The organism is Streptomyces sp. NPDC057280, assembly GCF_042668605.1.
Taxonomy (GTDB): domain Bacteria; phylum Actinomycetota; class Actinomycetes; order Streptomycetales; family Streptomycetaceae; genus Streptomyces.
In genome coordinates this window covers 968,050-981,406 of the sequence record NZ_JBHUYR010000002.1, presented here as the reverse complement: position 1 = coordinate 981,406, position 13,357 = coordinate 968,050, and the positions used below count along the sequence as shown (strand labels likewise).

Annotated in this window: 12 protein-coding genes and 3 pseudogenes; 11 read left to right on the top strand and 4 right to left on the bottom strand. The window is 71.3% G+C overall.

Translation table 11 applies throughout. The features are described from left to right. Nucleotides 1-242: 242 nt before the first annotated feature. The 6 genes and pseudogenes from ACFUO4_RS14980 to ACFUO4_RS14955 all read left to right on the top strand — a co-directional run bounded on the left by ACFUO4_RS14980 (nt 243) and on the right by ACFUO4_RS14955 (nt 5,778). Entirely contained in the window at nt 243-1,829 is a 1,587-nt protein-coding gene (locus ACFUO4_RS14980) for an ABC transporter substrate-binding protein (RefSeq protein WP_383484243.1), read from the top strand. A 20-nt stretch (nt 1,830-1,849) separates the two neighbouring features. Further along, on the top strand, nt 1,850-2,818 hold the full coding sequence (locus ACFUO4_RS14975) for an ABC transporter permease (protein WP_383484240.1): 969 nt from the start codon (nt 1,850-1,852) through the stop codon (nt 2,816-2,818). Beyond that, complete coding sequence (locus ACFUO4_RS14970; protein ID WP_383484237.1) at nt 2,808-3,695, top strand: ABC transporter permease; 888 nt, start codon at nt 2,808-2,810, stop codon at nt 3,693-3,695. Before ACFUO4_RS14975 ends, ACFUO4_RS14970 begins: the two co-directional genes overlap by 11 nt. Continuing rightward, nucleotides 3,692-4,651 carry an ABC transporter ATP-binding protein gene (locus ACFUO4_RS14965; protein ID WP_383484234.1) on the top strand — a complete coding sequence of 320 codons (960 nt, stop codon included), beginning with the start codon at nt 3,692-3,694 and terminating at the stop codon, nt 4,649-4,651. Before ACFUO4_RS14970 ends, ACFUO4_RS14965 begins: the two co-directional genes overlap by 4 nt. After that, nucleotides 4,644-5,318, top strand: coding sequence for an ABC transporter ATP-binding protein (locus tag ACFUO4_RS14960; RefSeq protein ID WP_383484231.1), 675 nt, complete (start codon nt 4,644-4,646; stop codon nt 5,316-5,318). Before ACFUO4_RS14965 ends, ACFUO4_RS14960 begins: the two co-directional genes overlap by 8 nt. A gap of 2 nt (nt 5,319-5,320) precedes the next feature. Beyond that, nucleotides 5,321-5,778 (top strand): annotated as a pseudogene (locus ACFUO4_RS14955) (GNAT family N-acetyltransferase). A 135-nt stretch (nt 5,779-5,913) separates the two neighbouring features. Here ACFUO4_RS14955 and ACFUO4_RS14950 read toward each other — a convergent pair. Beyond that, nucleotides 5,914-6,561, bottom strand: a complete 648-nt coding sequence (locus ACFUO4_RS14950) for a superoxide dismutase (protein WP_383484228.1) — start codon at nt 6,559-6,561, stop codon at nt 5,914-5,916. A gap of 163 nt (nt 6,562-6,724) precedes the next feature. Here ACFUO4_RS14950 and ACFUO4_RS14945 point away from each other — a divergent pair, with 163 nt between their 5' ends. Further along, nucleotides 6,725-7,177, top strand: coding sequence for a Fur family transcriptional regulator (locus ACFUO4_RS14945; protein ID WP_383484225.1), 453 nt, complete (start codon nt 6,725-6,727; stop codon nt 7,175-7,177). Between the two features lie 26 nt (nt 7,178-7,203). On the opposite strand, the pseudogene ACFUO4_RS14940 reads toward ACFUO4_RS14945, so the two are convergent. After that, nucleotides 7,204-7,527, bottom strand: a pseudogene (locus ACFUO4_RS14940) (HoxN/HupN/NixA family nickel/cobalt transporter); the annotation flags it as partial. A gap of 203 nt (nt 7,528-7,730) precedes the next feature. Here ACFUO4_RS14940 and ACFUO4_RS14935 point away from each other — a divergent pair. Then, nucleotides 7,731-8,333 carry a GNAT family N-acetyltransferase gene (locus tag ACFUO4_RS14935; protein WP_383484222.1) on the top strand — a complete coding sequence of 201 codons (603 nt, stop codon included), beginning with the start codon at nt 7,731-7,733 and terminating at the stop codon, nt 8,331-8,333. 397 nt (nt 8,334-8,730) lie between these two features. Continuing rightward, nucleotides 8,731-9,455: pseudogene (locus ACFUO4_RS14930) on the top strand (transposase family protein). Nucleotides 9,456-9,573: 118 nt separating this feature from the next. On the opposite strand, the gene ACFUO4_RS14925 reads toward ACFUO4_RS14930, so the two are convergent. Together ACFUO4_RS14925 and ACFUO4_RS14920 are read right to left on the bottom strand one after the other, a co-directional pair. Then, nucleotides 9,574-10,581 (bottom strand): M56 family metallopeptidase, encoded by a 1,008-nt coding sequence (locus ACFUO4_RS14925; RefSeq protein WP_383484219.1) that lies wholly within the window; start codon nt 10,579-10,581, stop codon nt 9,574-9,576. Nucleotides 10,582-10,585: 4 nt separating this feature from the next. After that, entirely contained in the window at nt 10,586-11,011 is a 426-nt protein-coding gene (locus tag ACFUO4_RS14920) for a BlaI/MecI/CopY family transcriptional regulator (RefSeq protein WP_383484216.1), read from the bottom strand. Nucleotides 11,012-11,151: 140 nt separating this feature from the next. Between ACFUO4_RS14920 and ACFUO4_RS14915 the strand changes: the two genes are divergently transcribed. Together ACFUO4_RS14915 and ACFUO4_RS14910 are read left to right on the top strand one after the other, a co-directional pair. After that, entirely contained in the window at nt 11,152-12,537 is a 1,386-nt protein-coding gene (locus ACFUO4_RS14915) for a glycosyltransferase (RefSeq protein ID WP_383484213.1), read from the top strand. Next, complete coding sequence (locus ACFUO4_RS14910; protein WP_383484210.1) at nt 12,534-13,256, top strand: polysaccharide deacetylase family protein; 723 nt, start codon at nt 12,534-12,536, stop codon at nt 13,254-13,256. The genes ACFUO4_RS14915 and ACFUO4_RS14910 overlap by 4 nt, the downstream gene beginning before the upstream one ends. Nucleotides 13,257-13,357 lie beyond the last annotated feature (101 nt).

Below are 13,357 nucleotides of genomic sequence, written 5' to 3'. Positions count from 1 at the left end.
AGGCCCGGAGCCAGGTCAACGCCGTCTTCAGCACCGGAGACCCATCGCACGACGGCAGCCGCCACGACAACCAGCGACTCTCGCAAGTTCCGTCATGGACGCCGCCCTCTCCCCCACAGTCCCGGTCCGGATGAAGCCCGAGAAGAACTTCCCGGTACCGGACTGCCCTCCGACCCGCCCGGGTAGCCCTTATTGCAATTAATATGCAACAGCTTAAGATCATCATTAAGGGTGTGAGGTCCATGACGGTCCGTCGGATACGGACAGCCGCCGCCACGGCGGCGATACTCACCGGCGTCGCCGCCTGCTCGGCCCCCGGCAACAGCACAGGCAGCGCCAGCGCCGCCGACTCCGTCGTGATCGGGGTGGCCTCCGAGCCGGACACGCTCAGTCCGCTGCTCGGCTACGGCAAGGACGGCAACTCGAAGATCTTCGACGGCCTGCTGGCCCGGGACACCGACCTGAAGCTGAAGCCGGCCCTCGCCAAGGCCCTGCCCAAGGTGAGCGACAACGGCCTGACCTACACCTACGCCCTGCGCGACGGCGTGAAGTTCAGCGACGGCGAGCCACTGACGTCGGCCGACGTGGTCTTCACGTACAAAACGATCCTCGACGCGAAGACCAACAACACCAACCGCGGCGAGCTGGACGCCGTCAAGCAGGTCCGCGCGGACGGCGACGACACCGTCGTCTTCACCCTCAAGTACCCCTACGCCCCCTTCGCCGGGCGCACGGTCCTGCCCGTCGTCCCCGAGCACATAGCCAAGGGCCAGGACCCCAACACCGGCTCCTTCAACACCGAGCCGGTCGGCACCGGCCCGTATGTCCTGGCCTCCTGGAGCAAGGGCGAGAAGCTCACCTTCAAGGCCAACCCCAACTATTGGGGCGGTGCGCCGACAGTGAAGAAGGTGACCATGGCGGTCATCCAGGACGACAACGTGCGGGCCACGCGGCTGCGTTCCGGCGACCTCGACGGCGCGATCCTGCCGCCCAACCTCGCCGCCGCCTTCAAGAGCGACAGCACCAAGAAGACGTACGACGCGAAGACCTACGACTTCCGCACGGTCACCCTCCCCCAGGAGAACAAGGTCACCGCCGACCGCGCCGTCCGCGAGGCCCTGGATGCCGCCCTGGACCGGCAGGCCATGGTCGACAAGATCCTCGACGGTGCCGGGCGCCCGGCGTACGGGCCACTGCCCGTCGACGACCCCTGGTTCGCCCAGGGCATCGAGCGCGAGCAGGACCTCGCGAAGGCGAAGCGAATCCTCGACCAGGCCGGCTGGAAGACCGGCGACGGCGGTATCCGCGCGAAGGCCGGGCAGCGCGCCTCCTTCACCCTCCTCTACCCCTCCGGCGACAAGGTCCGCCAGGACCACGCCCTCGCCTACGCCTCCGACGCCAAGAAGGCCGGTATCGAGGTGAAGGTGGAGAGCGCCACCTGGGAGGTCATCGAGCCGCGTATGAAGGACGACGCGGTCCTGGCCGGCTTCGGCAGCAACGGCGACCCCGACTACGGCCTCTACACGCTGCTGCACTCCTCGCTCGCCGGCGACGGCTTCAACAACATGGCCCGCTACGACGATCCGGTTGTGGACGAGGCGCTCGACACCGGCCGCCGCACCTCGGACCAGGCGACCCGCGAGAGCGCGTACGACAGCCTCCAGCGGGAGCTGGTGAAGAACCCCGGCTACACCTTCCTCACCCACATCAACCACGTCTACGTCCTCGCCGACCGCTGGAGCGGTCTGACCACGCAGGTCGAGCCGCACGAGCACGGCTTCGCCTCCGGCCCGTGGTGGAACCTCGAAGCCTGGCAGCCGAAGAAGTGAGCCGAGTCCCCTGGGGTGCGATGGCGCGGCTGGCGGGGCGGCGGCTGTTGTTCGCCGCCCCGATCCTGCTCGTCGTCACCTTCGGCGTCTTCGCGATCGCGGCGGCCTCCCCCTTCGACCCGGTCAAGGCGTACGCCGGTACGGCCGCGCTCGGCGCCGACGCCGAGACGCTGGCGCGGCTGCGGGAGAACCTGGGCGTGGACCAGCCGTTCACCTCCCGCTGGTGGCACTGGCTGACCGCCGCGCTCGGCGGCGACCTCGGCCAGTCCAGCGTCCTACGGCAGCCGGTGGCCGAGGTGATCGGCGAACGCCTGGTCTGGTCCTCGCTGTTGTGCGCGGTTGCCTTCGTGGTGGCTGTGCTGGCGGGGACGGTGCTCGGCGTGCTGGCCGCCCGCCGTCCCGGATCCGCGCTCGACCGGATGGTCACCTCCGTCGCCTACTCCCTGGAGGCGGCGCCGGTCTTCTGGCTCGCGCTGCTGGCCGTCTGGCTGTTCGCCCTCCAGCTCGGGGTGCTTCCGGCGGGCGGTCTGACCGACACGGCCAGCGAGCAGGTCACCTTCGGGCAGGTCGCGAGCCATGTCGTCCTTCCGGCCGGGGTACTCGCCGTCTCCCAGCTGCCCTGGTTCACCTTGTACGTGCGGCAGGGCGTCGGCGACGCGCTCGCCGAGGACCCCGTACGCGGCGCCCGGGCCCGGGGGTTGAGCGAACGCACCGTCCTGCTCGGCCACGCTCTGCGCTCCGGGCTGCTGCCGGTGCTCACGCTGGTCGGCTCCCGGGTGCCCGAACTCATCACCGGCGCCCTGCTGGTGGAGAGCGTCTTCAGCTGGCCGGGCATCGCGGCGGCCACCGTTCAGGCGGCCACCGCCGTCGACTTCCCGCTGCTGGCCGCCCTGACGACCCTGGCCACCGCCGCCGTGCTGCTCGGCAACCTCCTCGCCGACCTGCTGTACGGCCTGTTCGACCCGAGGGTGAAGTTCAGTGACATGTGAACCCACGACCACGGCCGAGCCGGTCTGGCGGTCCTACGGCACCAGCCGGCGCTCCACCCGGGCGATACGGGTACGGGTATCCGCCGCACTGGTGGCCGCGACCGTGCTGGCCGTCCTCCTCGTCCCGCCCTTGGTCCAGCTCGACCAGCAGGCCGTAGACCTGTCCTCGAAACTGCTCCCGCCGAGCTGGTCGCACCCGTTCGGCACCGACGACCTCGGCCGCGATCTCCTCCTGCGCTGCGTCTACGGTCTGCGCGTCTCCCTGCTGGTCGGGGTGGCGGCGGCGCTCACGGCGACCGTGATCGGTACGGCCGTCGGCGCCACGGCGGGCGCGCTGGGCGGCTGGGCGGACCGGGCCCTGATGCGGGTCGTCGACACCGTCTCCTCCGTGCCGCACCTGCTGCTGGGCATCTTCATCGTGGCCATGTTCCGGCCCGGCGTGTGGCCGGTGGTGGTGTCGGTCGCGCTCACGCACTGGCTGTCCACCGCCCGGATCGTGCGCGCCGAGGTGCTGTCCCTGCGGTCGCGGCCGTACATCGACGCTGCCGTCTCGGGGGGCGCGTCGCGGTGGCGGGTGGCGGTACGGCATCTGCTGCCCGCGGTGCTGCCGCAGGCCGCGCTGGCCGCCGTCCTGATGGTGCCGCACGCCATGTGGCACGAGTCCGCGCTGTCCTTCCTCGGCCTCGGCCTGCCCACCCACCTGGCCAGCCTCGGCAACCTCATCCAGGGCGCCCGGGGCTCGCTGCTGGCGGGGCAGTGGTGGCCGACCCTCTTCCCGGGCCTGTTCATCATCGTGCCCACGCTCGCCATCGCCGGTCTCGCCGGCGCCTGGCGGGAGCGGATCAACCCCCGGCGCCGATCGGAGCTGATGCTGTGACCCCGCCGGTTCTCTCCGTACGCGGACTCTCGGTGCGCTTCCTCATGCCCGGCGGGCGGCGGATCGCCGCCGTCACCGACGCCCGCTTCGACGTGTCGGCCGGTGAGTGTCTCGCCCTGATCGGCGAGAGCGGCTGCGGCAAGTCCGTCCTGGCCTCCGCCCTGCTCGGCCTGCTGCCCGCCAACGCCCAGGCGGCGGGCCAGGCCCGTCTGGGCGACCTGGACCTGCTGGCCGCCGACGAACGCATCCTCGCCCGCACGGTACGGGGCCGCTTGATCGGCCTGATCCCGCAGAGCCCCGCCGCACATCTCACCCCGGTGCGCACGGTCCGCTCCCAACTGGAGGAAACCGTCCGTGCGTTGACCGGCGTACGGGGTCGGGCCGCCGTACGGAAGGCGGCCGAGGCCGCCGCCGAGCGGGCCGCCTTCCCCGCCGGTCACCTCGACCGTCACCCGCACGAACTCTCCGGCGGCCTCGCCCAGCGCGCCGCCACCGCCCTCGCCCTCGTCGGTGAGACACCTCTGCTGCTGGCCGACGAACCCACCACCGGCCTCGACCGCGACCTGGTCGACCACACGGTCGACGAACTGCGCCGCCACGTCGACACCGGCCGGCACGCCCTGCTCGTGATCACCCACGACCTGGCCGCCGCCGAGCGCATCGCCGACCGCGTGGCCGTGATGTACGCGGGCCGGATCGTCGAACTCGCCGACGCGAAAGCCTTCTTCGGCGCCCCGGGCCCCCGCCACCCCTACAGCCGCGGTCTCCTCCAGGCCCTGCCCGACCGCGCCTTCACCCCGATCCCCGGCATGCCACCCGAACTCGGCGACCTTCCCGAGGGCTGCGCCTTCGCCCCCCGCTGCGAGCGGGCCACCACCACCTGCACCGCGCTGCCTCAAGCGGTCGGCGGCATCGCCTGCCACCACCCGCACGTGACGGAGGACCTCCGTGCTTGAACTGCACGACATCACCGCCGGATACGGCAGAGGAACCCCCGTCGTCCGCGGCGCCTCCCTGGCCATCGCGCCGGGCGAGTCCGTCGGTCTGCTCGGGCCCAGCGGCTGCGGCAAGTCCACTCTCGCCCGGGTCGCGGCCCTGCTGCACCGCCCCGACAGCGGCACCGTGACGCTCGGCGGCGACCCCGTACGCCGCTGGCGGCACCGTGCCCCGCGCGCCCAGCGCACCGCTTTCGGCGTCGTCTTCCAGCAGCCCCGGCTTTCCGCCGACCCCCGGCTGCGGCTCGCCGACCTGATCGCCGAGCCGCTGCGCGCCACCGGCCGCCATGAGGAACTACCGCAGCGCCTGCCCGAGTTGGCCTCAGCCGTCGGGCTCACCCCCGACCTGCTGGAGCGCCGGCCCCACGAGGTCAGCGACGGCCAGCTCCAACGCGCCTGCCTGGCCCGCGCTCTCGTCCTGCGCCCCCGCTGGCTGATCTGCGACGAGATGACCGCCATGTTGGACGCCTCCACCACCGCCGCCCTCGTCGCCGCTGTCGAGGACTACCGCACCGCCACCGGCGCCGGACTGCTCGCCGTCGGCCACGACCAGGTGCTGCTGGACCGCTGGTGCGAGCGCACCGTCCACTGGGAGGAACTGACCTCCGCGGAAGCCGGGGACCGATAGGGATGCAGTCCACGATCATCAAGCGCGCCGACGCACAGGACGCGGACCGCCTCACCGATCTATCCACAACTCCGCTACCTACCAAGGCACATACGCCTCGATCATCTCCGGCTACCGGGTCACCGCCGACTACATCACCCGTCACCAGGTCTTCGTGGCCGTCGATGCCGTCAATACGGCCGGACAACTCCAGGGTTTCTACGCCCTGTTACTGGAGCCACCGGAGCTGGACCTGGCGTTCGTGGCGGACAACGTGCAGGGCAAGGGCGTCGGCCGGCTCCTCATCGAGCACATGATCTCCCAGGCCAGGGCCGCCGGGCTGGCCGAGGTGCGGGTGGTCTCCCATCCCCCGGCGGAGGAGTTCTACCGGCGCCTGGGCGCCGAGCGGGCGGGGACGATCGCCCCCTCACCACCGAAGGTCGGCTGGGAGCGGCCCGAACTGCGGTTCACCACCGCCTGACGGCGCACAGGAACCCCAGCGACAGGAAGGCTCCCGCGGGCATCGGGCCTGCGGGAGCCTTCCGTTGTACCGCCTGCCGCGTGAAGGGTGAGAAGACGATCACGAGCAGGGCGTCTGCGGGGTGCTGCTACGGCGTCACGGGCGGAGCAGCAGGCTGTCGCCGCGCTCCTTGGCGGCGGCGTAACGCTTGGCCACGTCCTGCCAGTTGACGACCGCCCACATGGCGTCGATGAAGTCGACCTTCTGGTTCTTGTACTGGAGGTAGAAGGCGTGCTCCCAGGCGTCGAAGACCAGGATGGGGGTCGAGCCCTGGCCGACGTTGCCCTGGTGGTCGTAGACCTGCTCGACGACGAGCCGCCCGCTCAGCGGCTCGTACGCGAGCACACCCCAGCCCGAACCCTGCGTGGTCGCGGCGGCCTTGGTCAGCTGGGCCTTGAAGCCGGCGAAGGAGCCGAAGGACTCGGTGATCGCGTCGGCGAGGTCGCCGACACCGTCGGCGGCGAGGGGCTCGCCGCCGCCGTCCTTCGGGCCGGTCATGTTCTGCCAGTAGATCGAGTGCAGGATGTGCCCGGACAGGTGGAAGGCCAGGTTCTTCTCCAGGCCGTTGATCGAGCCCCAGGTCTCCTTGTCCCGCGCCTCCGCCAGCTGCTCCAGCGTGTCGTTGGCGCCTTTGACGTAGGCGGCGTGGTGCTTGTCGTGGTGCAGCTCGATGATCTCGGGGCTGATGACCGGAGCGAGCGCCGAGTGGTCGTACGGAAGTTCCGGGAGCGTGTACACCGGCATGTCCAACGTCCTCCGACATAATTGCGAATGATGTGCAGCTGCACGCTAGCAGCAAGAAGTGTCGCCGACGGTCAGGCATTGGACCTAGGACTCGGGGCCGTGGCGGGGCAGTTGCCACCAAGTCTTTGCCGTCGGGCACCGGCCGCGGGGAAGGGGCGCAAGCGTGAGCGTGGTCCAGCAGCCGGCGCGTGACGCGGCGGCAGCAGTGCGGGCGGAGGCCCGGGCGCGGCTGAAGCGGCACGGGCTGCGCTGTACGCCGGGCCGCCTCGGTTTACTGGTCCTGCTGTCGGCGTCGGATCGGCATCTCTCGCCAGCCGAGGTCTGCGAGGAACTCGCCCTCTCCGGGCATGCCGTGGACCCGACCACCGTGTACCGCGCGCTGGACGCGCTGACGGCGGCGGGTCTCGTCCACGCGGTCCACGGCCCCGGGCCGGCGCGCTACGGCATCTCGGGACAACCGCACCACCACACCGTGTGCCGGGAGTGCGGCAGCGTCACGGGCCTGTCGAGCCGTCACCTAACCGAGGCGGTGGACCGGCTCGCGGAACTGACTGGCCTGCGTCCCGACGCCGAGGGGGCGCTTCTCGTCTACGGCCAGTGCGCCCGCTGCGCCTGACCGGCGACGAGTGGGCTCGAATCGCCCTAGTCGGCGGCCTGTTCCACGGGGGCCGACTGCGCCAGGCCCGCCGTCCACTTCTCCTCGATCCGCCCGACCTTCCACACCAGCAGGGCGACCGCCCAGGTGGCGAAGAACAGGCCGACGATGACGTAGCCGATGATGTTCAGGTCGAGGCCCGAGACCCAGTCCCAGAACGGGCCATGCAGATCCGCCTTCTCCGCGACCAGGCCCAGCAGCTCGACGGTGCCGATGATGAGCGCGACGGCGACGGAGAGGCCGGTGATGGTGAGGTTGCAGTAGACCTTGCGGACCGGCTTGGAGAACGCCCAGCCGTAGGCGAAGTTCATATGGATGCGGGGCACTGCCATGGGACGGACGCTGTCAGGCGAAACAGCGCCCCGCATCCGGTACGGGACGGCGGCGCGGGCCGGTGCCCGTGCCGCCGGCTCCTCCGGCGCAGTCGATCAGATCTCATGCGCCCGGGTACACATCCGAGGAGGCTTATTGCACACTACTCGCAACAACAAATGATTGGCTACAAGGAGAAGATGTGGGCTCCCCCGCGGTCACCGGCACCAACAGCCGCTTCGACATCCGCGTCTTCCGCGGCAAGGACCTGCTGAAGCACGCCGACGCCCTGCACTCCGTATACGTCGAAGCCTTCTGCGCCCCGCCCTGGAACGAGGACGAGGAGCGGGCGGTCGAGTTCGTGGGGCGGCTGGTGGACAACGTCCGGCGTCCCGGCTTCACCGCGGCGCTCGCCTTCGCAGGCACCGAGGTCGCCGGCTTCGCCACCGCCTGGACGACCGCGGCCCCCTTCCCGACCGACCGCTGCTATCCGCAGGCCGCCGCCGGACTGGGAGCGCGGCGCACCGTGGAGTGGCTGTGCGGTGCCCGCGAGATCGACGAACTCGCTGTCCAGCCGTCCGCTCGCGGCACAGGGCTGGCCGCCGATTTGCTGGAAGCGGTCACCGACGACACCCCCGAGGGGCGCTCCTGGCTGCTCACCTCCGTCCGCTCACCCCGCGCCGTCGCCTTCTACCGCCGGCAGGGCTGGACCCAGGCCACCCACCCCTCTCCCGAGGGCACGGGCATCGTCGTCTTCCTCGGACCCCACCACCCCGCCACAGCTCTCGCCCCTTCTTCCTTGTAGACACCCAGAACCCGCCGCCGAGGCCCGCCACAGCGTCTTGGACTACCTCGCCCAGCGCAGGCATGCCCCAAGCCGTACGCAATCGGTGGCCACGAGCGATCCACGTGCATCCAACGCGTGACACCCCGGACATCGAGGCGGTCGGTCGCAACAAGTCGACGCAGAGACGGGCAGGCCCAGGTGGTCACACAGGGAGGGCCCGACCATCACCGCACCAAGTCCGTGCCACGCGAAAGCGCCCACCCCCATTCACGACATGTCGTCACCGCTCTCAGGGTTCAGTGAGCCCTTTTCAAGCTGGCGGTGCTGACCGCGAGTTGGACTGTCCTGCGCAACGGCGAAGCTCCTGGTAGACGGGTTCTCGACCAAGATCACCCGTGTCCGCCAGGAGCTTCGCGTGCTTGTCTACCCGTCCTCGATTGATCTGTCCAGCCGCACCTTGCGGTTCCTGACCGGGCAACTGACAGCCCGGCGGCATGAGATCGGAACGCGGTGGCGGCGCCTTCCTGCCGGACGTCAGGCCCTGCTCGCCCTGGCCCACCTGCGGTGCGGTGACACTTACGCCCAGCTCGCCGCCGGGTTCGGCATCGGGATCGCGACCGCGTACCGCTACATACGTGAAGCCGTCGAGGCCCTGGCCGCCCTCGCCCCGTCCCTGGAGGAGGCGATGACGACGATCCGGGCGAAGGCGTTCGTCATCCTCGACGGCACCTTGCTGCCCATCGACCGCATCGCCGCCGACACCCCGTACTACTCCGGGAAACATAAACGCCACGGCATGAACGTCCAGGTCCTCACCGATCCCTTCGGACGACTGCTCTGGGCCTCGCTGGCTCTGCCCGGCTCGACCCACGACCTGACCGCCGCGCGGCAGCACGGGATCATCGGGCGAACAAGGCGTATCAAGGCGCCGGCGGATCCGTTCGGGTTCCGTTTCGGGGCCGCCGCCCCAAGCGATGGAAGCGTCGCCACAACATCACCCACGCCAAGATCCGCTGCCTCGGCGAGCGGGCCATGGCCACCATCAAGGGCTGGCGCCTCCTGCGGAAGCTCCGCTGCAGCACCAACCGAATCACCGATGTGGTGAAGGCCGTCCTCGTCCTTCACCACGCATCAGCGTGAGGTTGGAAAAGGCTCACTGTGCTTCTTCGCCCTGCCCGGCTCCGCGACAGCAAGGACTGGTTCGGCCGCGGACTGCGGGCGACCTGACTACGCGTAGCCGACAGGTCCGGCCGCCTCGTTACGGGCGGTGCTCCTGAAGTTCCCGGCGATCGTGTTCCCCGAAGCAGAAGTCGGGCCCATGCCGGTGTTCTCCGGCCACTGGTGCGCTCGCCGTGGCGGCATACGCCGCGCACTGCGCACTGTCCACCATCTGATCGCTGTCGGATGCAGCGTTGGCGAGGCTCGCGCAGCACGCGGCGAGCAGAAGGCCACCCGCGACCAGGGGGAGGTTCCGGCGCGGGGGCGGCGGGGCCAGCAGGGCCCGCACCCGTTGCGGCACCGCCCCGCCGGTCGCGGCCAGTGCGGCCGGGAACGAGGTACCGGCGGATGCCAGCGCGGCGCGCCCGACGGCGTGCGCGACGGTCTTTCGGTCGCCGACGCGCTGCGCGGCCTCCTCGTCGGCCCAGCGTTCCAGGACGAATCCGCCCGCGATGGCCAGCGGCCGCAGCAGCGGGTTCAAGGCCGCCGTGAGCTGCCACAGGATCTGGAAGAGGTGATGACGGCAACGCAGGTGAGCACGCTCGTGTGCGAGGAGGGCCTCGCGCTCGCGGTCGCTGAGAGAGCGCAGCATTCCCCGGGAGACCACGATCCGGCCCGGTGACCCGGGCAACGCGAAGGCCATCGGGACGTCGTCGTCGATCACGACCAGCTCCGTCTCCTCCGGCAGCCGGGCGCACTCCCGCCGCGCCCGGACGATGAGGCGGACCTGTTCCACGACGGCCACGCCCAGCGAGACGACGCTCACGGCCAGCATGAGGGCGCTGCCTCCCGCGACGACGAGGTAGACCGGATCCTCGGCTTGCAGGGCGGCCACCGACCAGCGGCCCTCCTCCGCGACTTCCGGAATCTGTGCCACGCCGGTGAAGGCGAGCAAGGCGAGTGCCCCCGCCCAGCCGATCGCGGTCACGAGCGCGGCGCAGGCCAGGGCCCAGGCAGCGCGGCGCGGGGGCAGCACGTGCGCCAGTCGGGGTGCGAGCACGGCGAGCACAGCCGTGACTGCGAAGGGGACGTAGACACTGATCAGCACGGCTTTACGCCCTCCCTGCCGAGCGATCATCTCCGGTGCGAGCGTCGTGCCCGGACAGGAGCTGATGCAGCACGTGCTCGTCCTGCTCGGACAGTTCCGAGACGAAGCGGGCCAGGACCGCCTCGCGGTCCGAACCACCTTCAAGCAGCGACCGCATGCGCTGGGCGGTGTGCGACGCCTCGTCACGCACAGGCTCGTACGCGTAGCCGCGGCCCTCGCGGTGTCGGACGAGCATCTCCTTGTCGTACAGCCGGGACAGGATGGTCAGGACGGTCGTGTAGGCCAGGTCGCCCGGCAACGCGTCCCGGACCTGGCCGGCGGTCAGGGGGCCGTCGGCGCCCCAGAGCGCGGCGAGCACATCGCTCTCCAGTTCGCCGCGGGCCCGCCTGCCGGACGCCTCGCGGGCGCCGCCGTCCTCTCGTTCCTGCACCGGATGCCTCCGTTCGCCGACCGTCCGCACAGACTACCCGCCCACCTCCTACTAGTTGTAGGAGGTATGCTCCGGGCTTCGATCCGCGAACTACTACAACTCGTAGAGTTCCATCGCTCCCGTCCCTGCGGAGGAAACCCATGCCCCACCGCGCGAGTGCGCCCAGACCCACACTCACGGGCACCCCTCCACCGCAGTCCGCCGCCACGCCCGGCTCGGGGCGGGTCGCTATCGTCTCCGCGAGCGTCGGGGCCGGTCACGACGGTGCCGCCGCCGAACTCGCCCGCCGTCTCACCGCGCAGGGCTACGCCGTGGACCGCCTCGACCTGCTGGACCTGCTCCCCGCCCACCTGGGCCGCACGGTCCAAGAGGGCTATCACCGGATGCTGGTGCGAGCCCCCTGGGCCTACCAGCGGATCTACTCCAGCACCGAGCGGGCCGGGGGCGGCGGCCCGGTGGCGCGGGCGCTGCTGCGCACGGCACAGGACCGGGTACTGAGCGCCCTGCCGCCGGGCACCGACGCCGTCGTCTCCACCTACCCCGGGGCCAGCCGAGTCCTGGGCAACCTGCGCCTGGACGGTCGGCTGGCCGTGCCGGTCCTCACCTATCTGACCGACTTCTCGGTGCATCCGCTGTGGGTCGCGCCGGGCGTGGACGTCCACCTCGCCGCCCACGCCGTGCCCGCCGCCCAGGCGCGCACGGCCGGGGCCCGGGACGTGCGAGTGCGCGGGCCGGTCACGGACCCCCGTTTCCGGCCCTGCGACGTACGGGAGCGTGGCCGCGCCCGGGAGAGGTTCGGGCTGCCGTCCCACGCACCGCTGGCTCTGCTGGTCGCCGGGTCCTGGGGGGTGGGCCCGGTCCGTACGGTGGCCCGGGAGCTGCGTGACTGCGGCGCAGCCGTCCCGGTCGTCGTCTGCGGCCGCAACGAGGCCCTGGCCGAACAGCTGCGCGCCGACGGCATCGACCATGCCTTCGGCTGGATCGACGACATGCCTTCCCTGATGCACGCCGCCGACGTCCTCGTCCAGAACGCCGGCGGGCTCACCTCCCTGGAGGCATTCGCCTGCGGCCTGCCCGTCGCCAGTTACCGCTGCATACCCGGGCACGGGCTGACCAACGCCGCAGCCTTGGACGAGGCCGGTGCGGCCGTCTGGATACGCGACCCGGCCGACCTCAAGGCGGTGCTGTGCGACCTGATCGACGGCCCGCTCGGACGCCGGCAACGGGCAACGGGACTCGCCCTGTTCGCTCAGTCCCCCGACGGCTGCCCGACGGCCGAGATTGCGCGCGTGCACCGGTCCGGAGTCCCCGGCCGGGGTTTCCGCCCGGTTGCACACCGGCACCGGACGACGCGCCGGCTCGCCGCCACGGCCGTCCTCGCGTCCGTCGTGTGCGCCGGCGCCGTCGCCACCGGGGTGGCGACGACCTACGACGGTCCCGACCTCATCCACACCATCAGCCACCACCTCGACCCGGACGGCTTCCCACCGGAACACACCTCCCCGTCGGAGGACGACCACTCGTGAACATCGCCCCGACGCTGCGCACGGCCGCCCTCGCCGCCGTACCCCTCCTCGCCGCCGCCCACGCCGCACCCGTCGTCTCCACCTTCGGACCACTGCGCAACCGCCTCATGCCCCGTCTCTCGGGCCGCGGCCGCACCAACCACATCGCCCTGACCTTCGACGACGGCCCCGACCCCCGCTCCACCCCGCACTTTCTACGGCTGCTCGCCGGGCGCGGGGTGCACACCACGTTCTTCCTACTCGGCAGCGAGGCACACCGCTCCCCCGGCCTGGTCCGCGAGATCGCGGCGGCCGGTCACGAGGTCGCCGTCCACGGCTGGCTGCACCGCCCCCTGCTGCTGCGTGGCCCGCGCGCCACCTACGACGACTTCCGCCGAGCCCGCGACACCGTCGCCGCGATCACCGGACGGCAGCCCTCGCTCTTCCGGCCCCCGTACGGCGTCATGTCCACCGCGGCCCACCTCGCGGCCCGCCGCCTCGACCTGACCCCGGTGCTGTGGACCTGCTGGGGGGAGGACTGGACGGCACGCGCCACCCCGCACTCCGTCCACCGCACCATCACCACCGACCTGGACGGCGGCGGCACGATCCTGCTCCACGACTCCGACTGCACCTCCTCCCCCGGCGCCTGGCGCTCGGCGCTGGGCGCGCTGCCCCGGATCCTCGACACCTGCCAAGAACGGGGTTACGACGTCGGCCCGCTACGCGACCACGGCTGACCAGCACGAACGCCGAACAGTCGGGGTACCGGCCCGGCAGCACGCCCCGCCGGCAGCTGCCGCGGCTTCGCCAGGCGCGCCTGCGCGTGCAGGCCCGCCTG

Bases quoted from the DNA above. Each gene is read 5' to 3' on its own strand.
- ACFUO4_RS14980 (WP_383484243.1), top strand. From the start codon at position 243: ATGACGGTCCGTCGGATACGGACAGCCGCCGCCACGGCGGCGATACTC.
- ACFUO4_RS14975 (WP_383484240.1), top strand. From the start codon at position 1,850: ATGGCGCGGCTGGCGGGGCGGCGGCTGTTGTTCGCCGCCCCGATCCTG.
- ACFUO4_RS14950 (WP_383484228.1), bottom strand. From the start codon at position 6,561: ATGCCGGTGTACACGCTCCCGGAACTTCCGTACGACCACTCGGCGCTC.
- ACFUO4_RS14915 (WP_383484213.1), top strand. From the start codon at position 11,152: ATGCCCCACCGCGCGAGTGCGCCCAGACCCACACTCACGGGCACCCCT.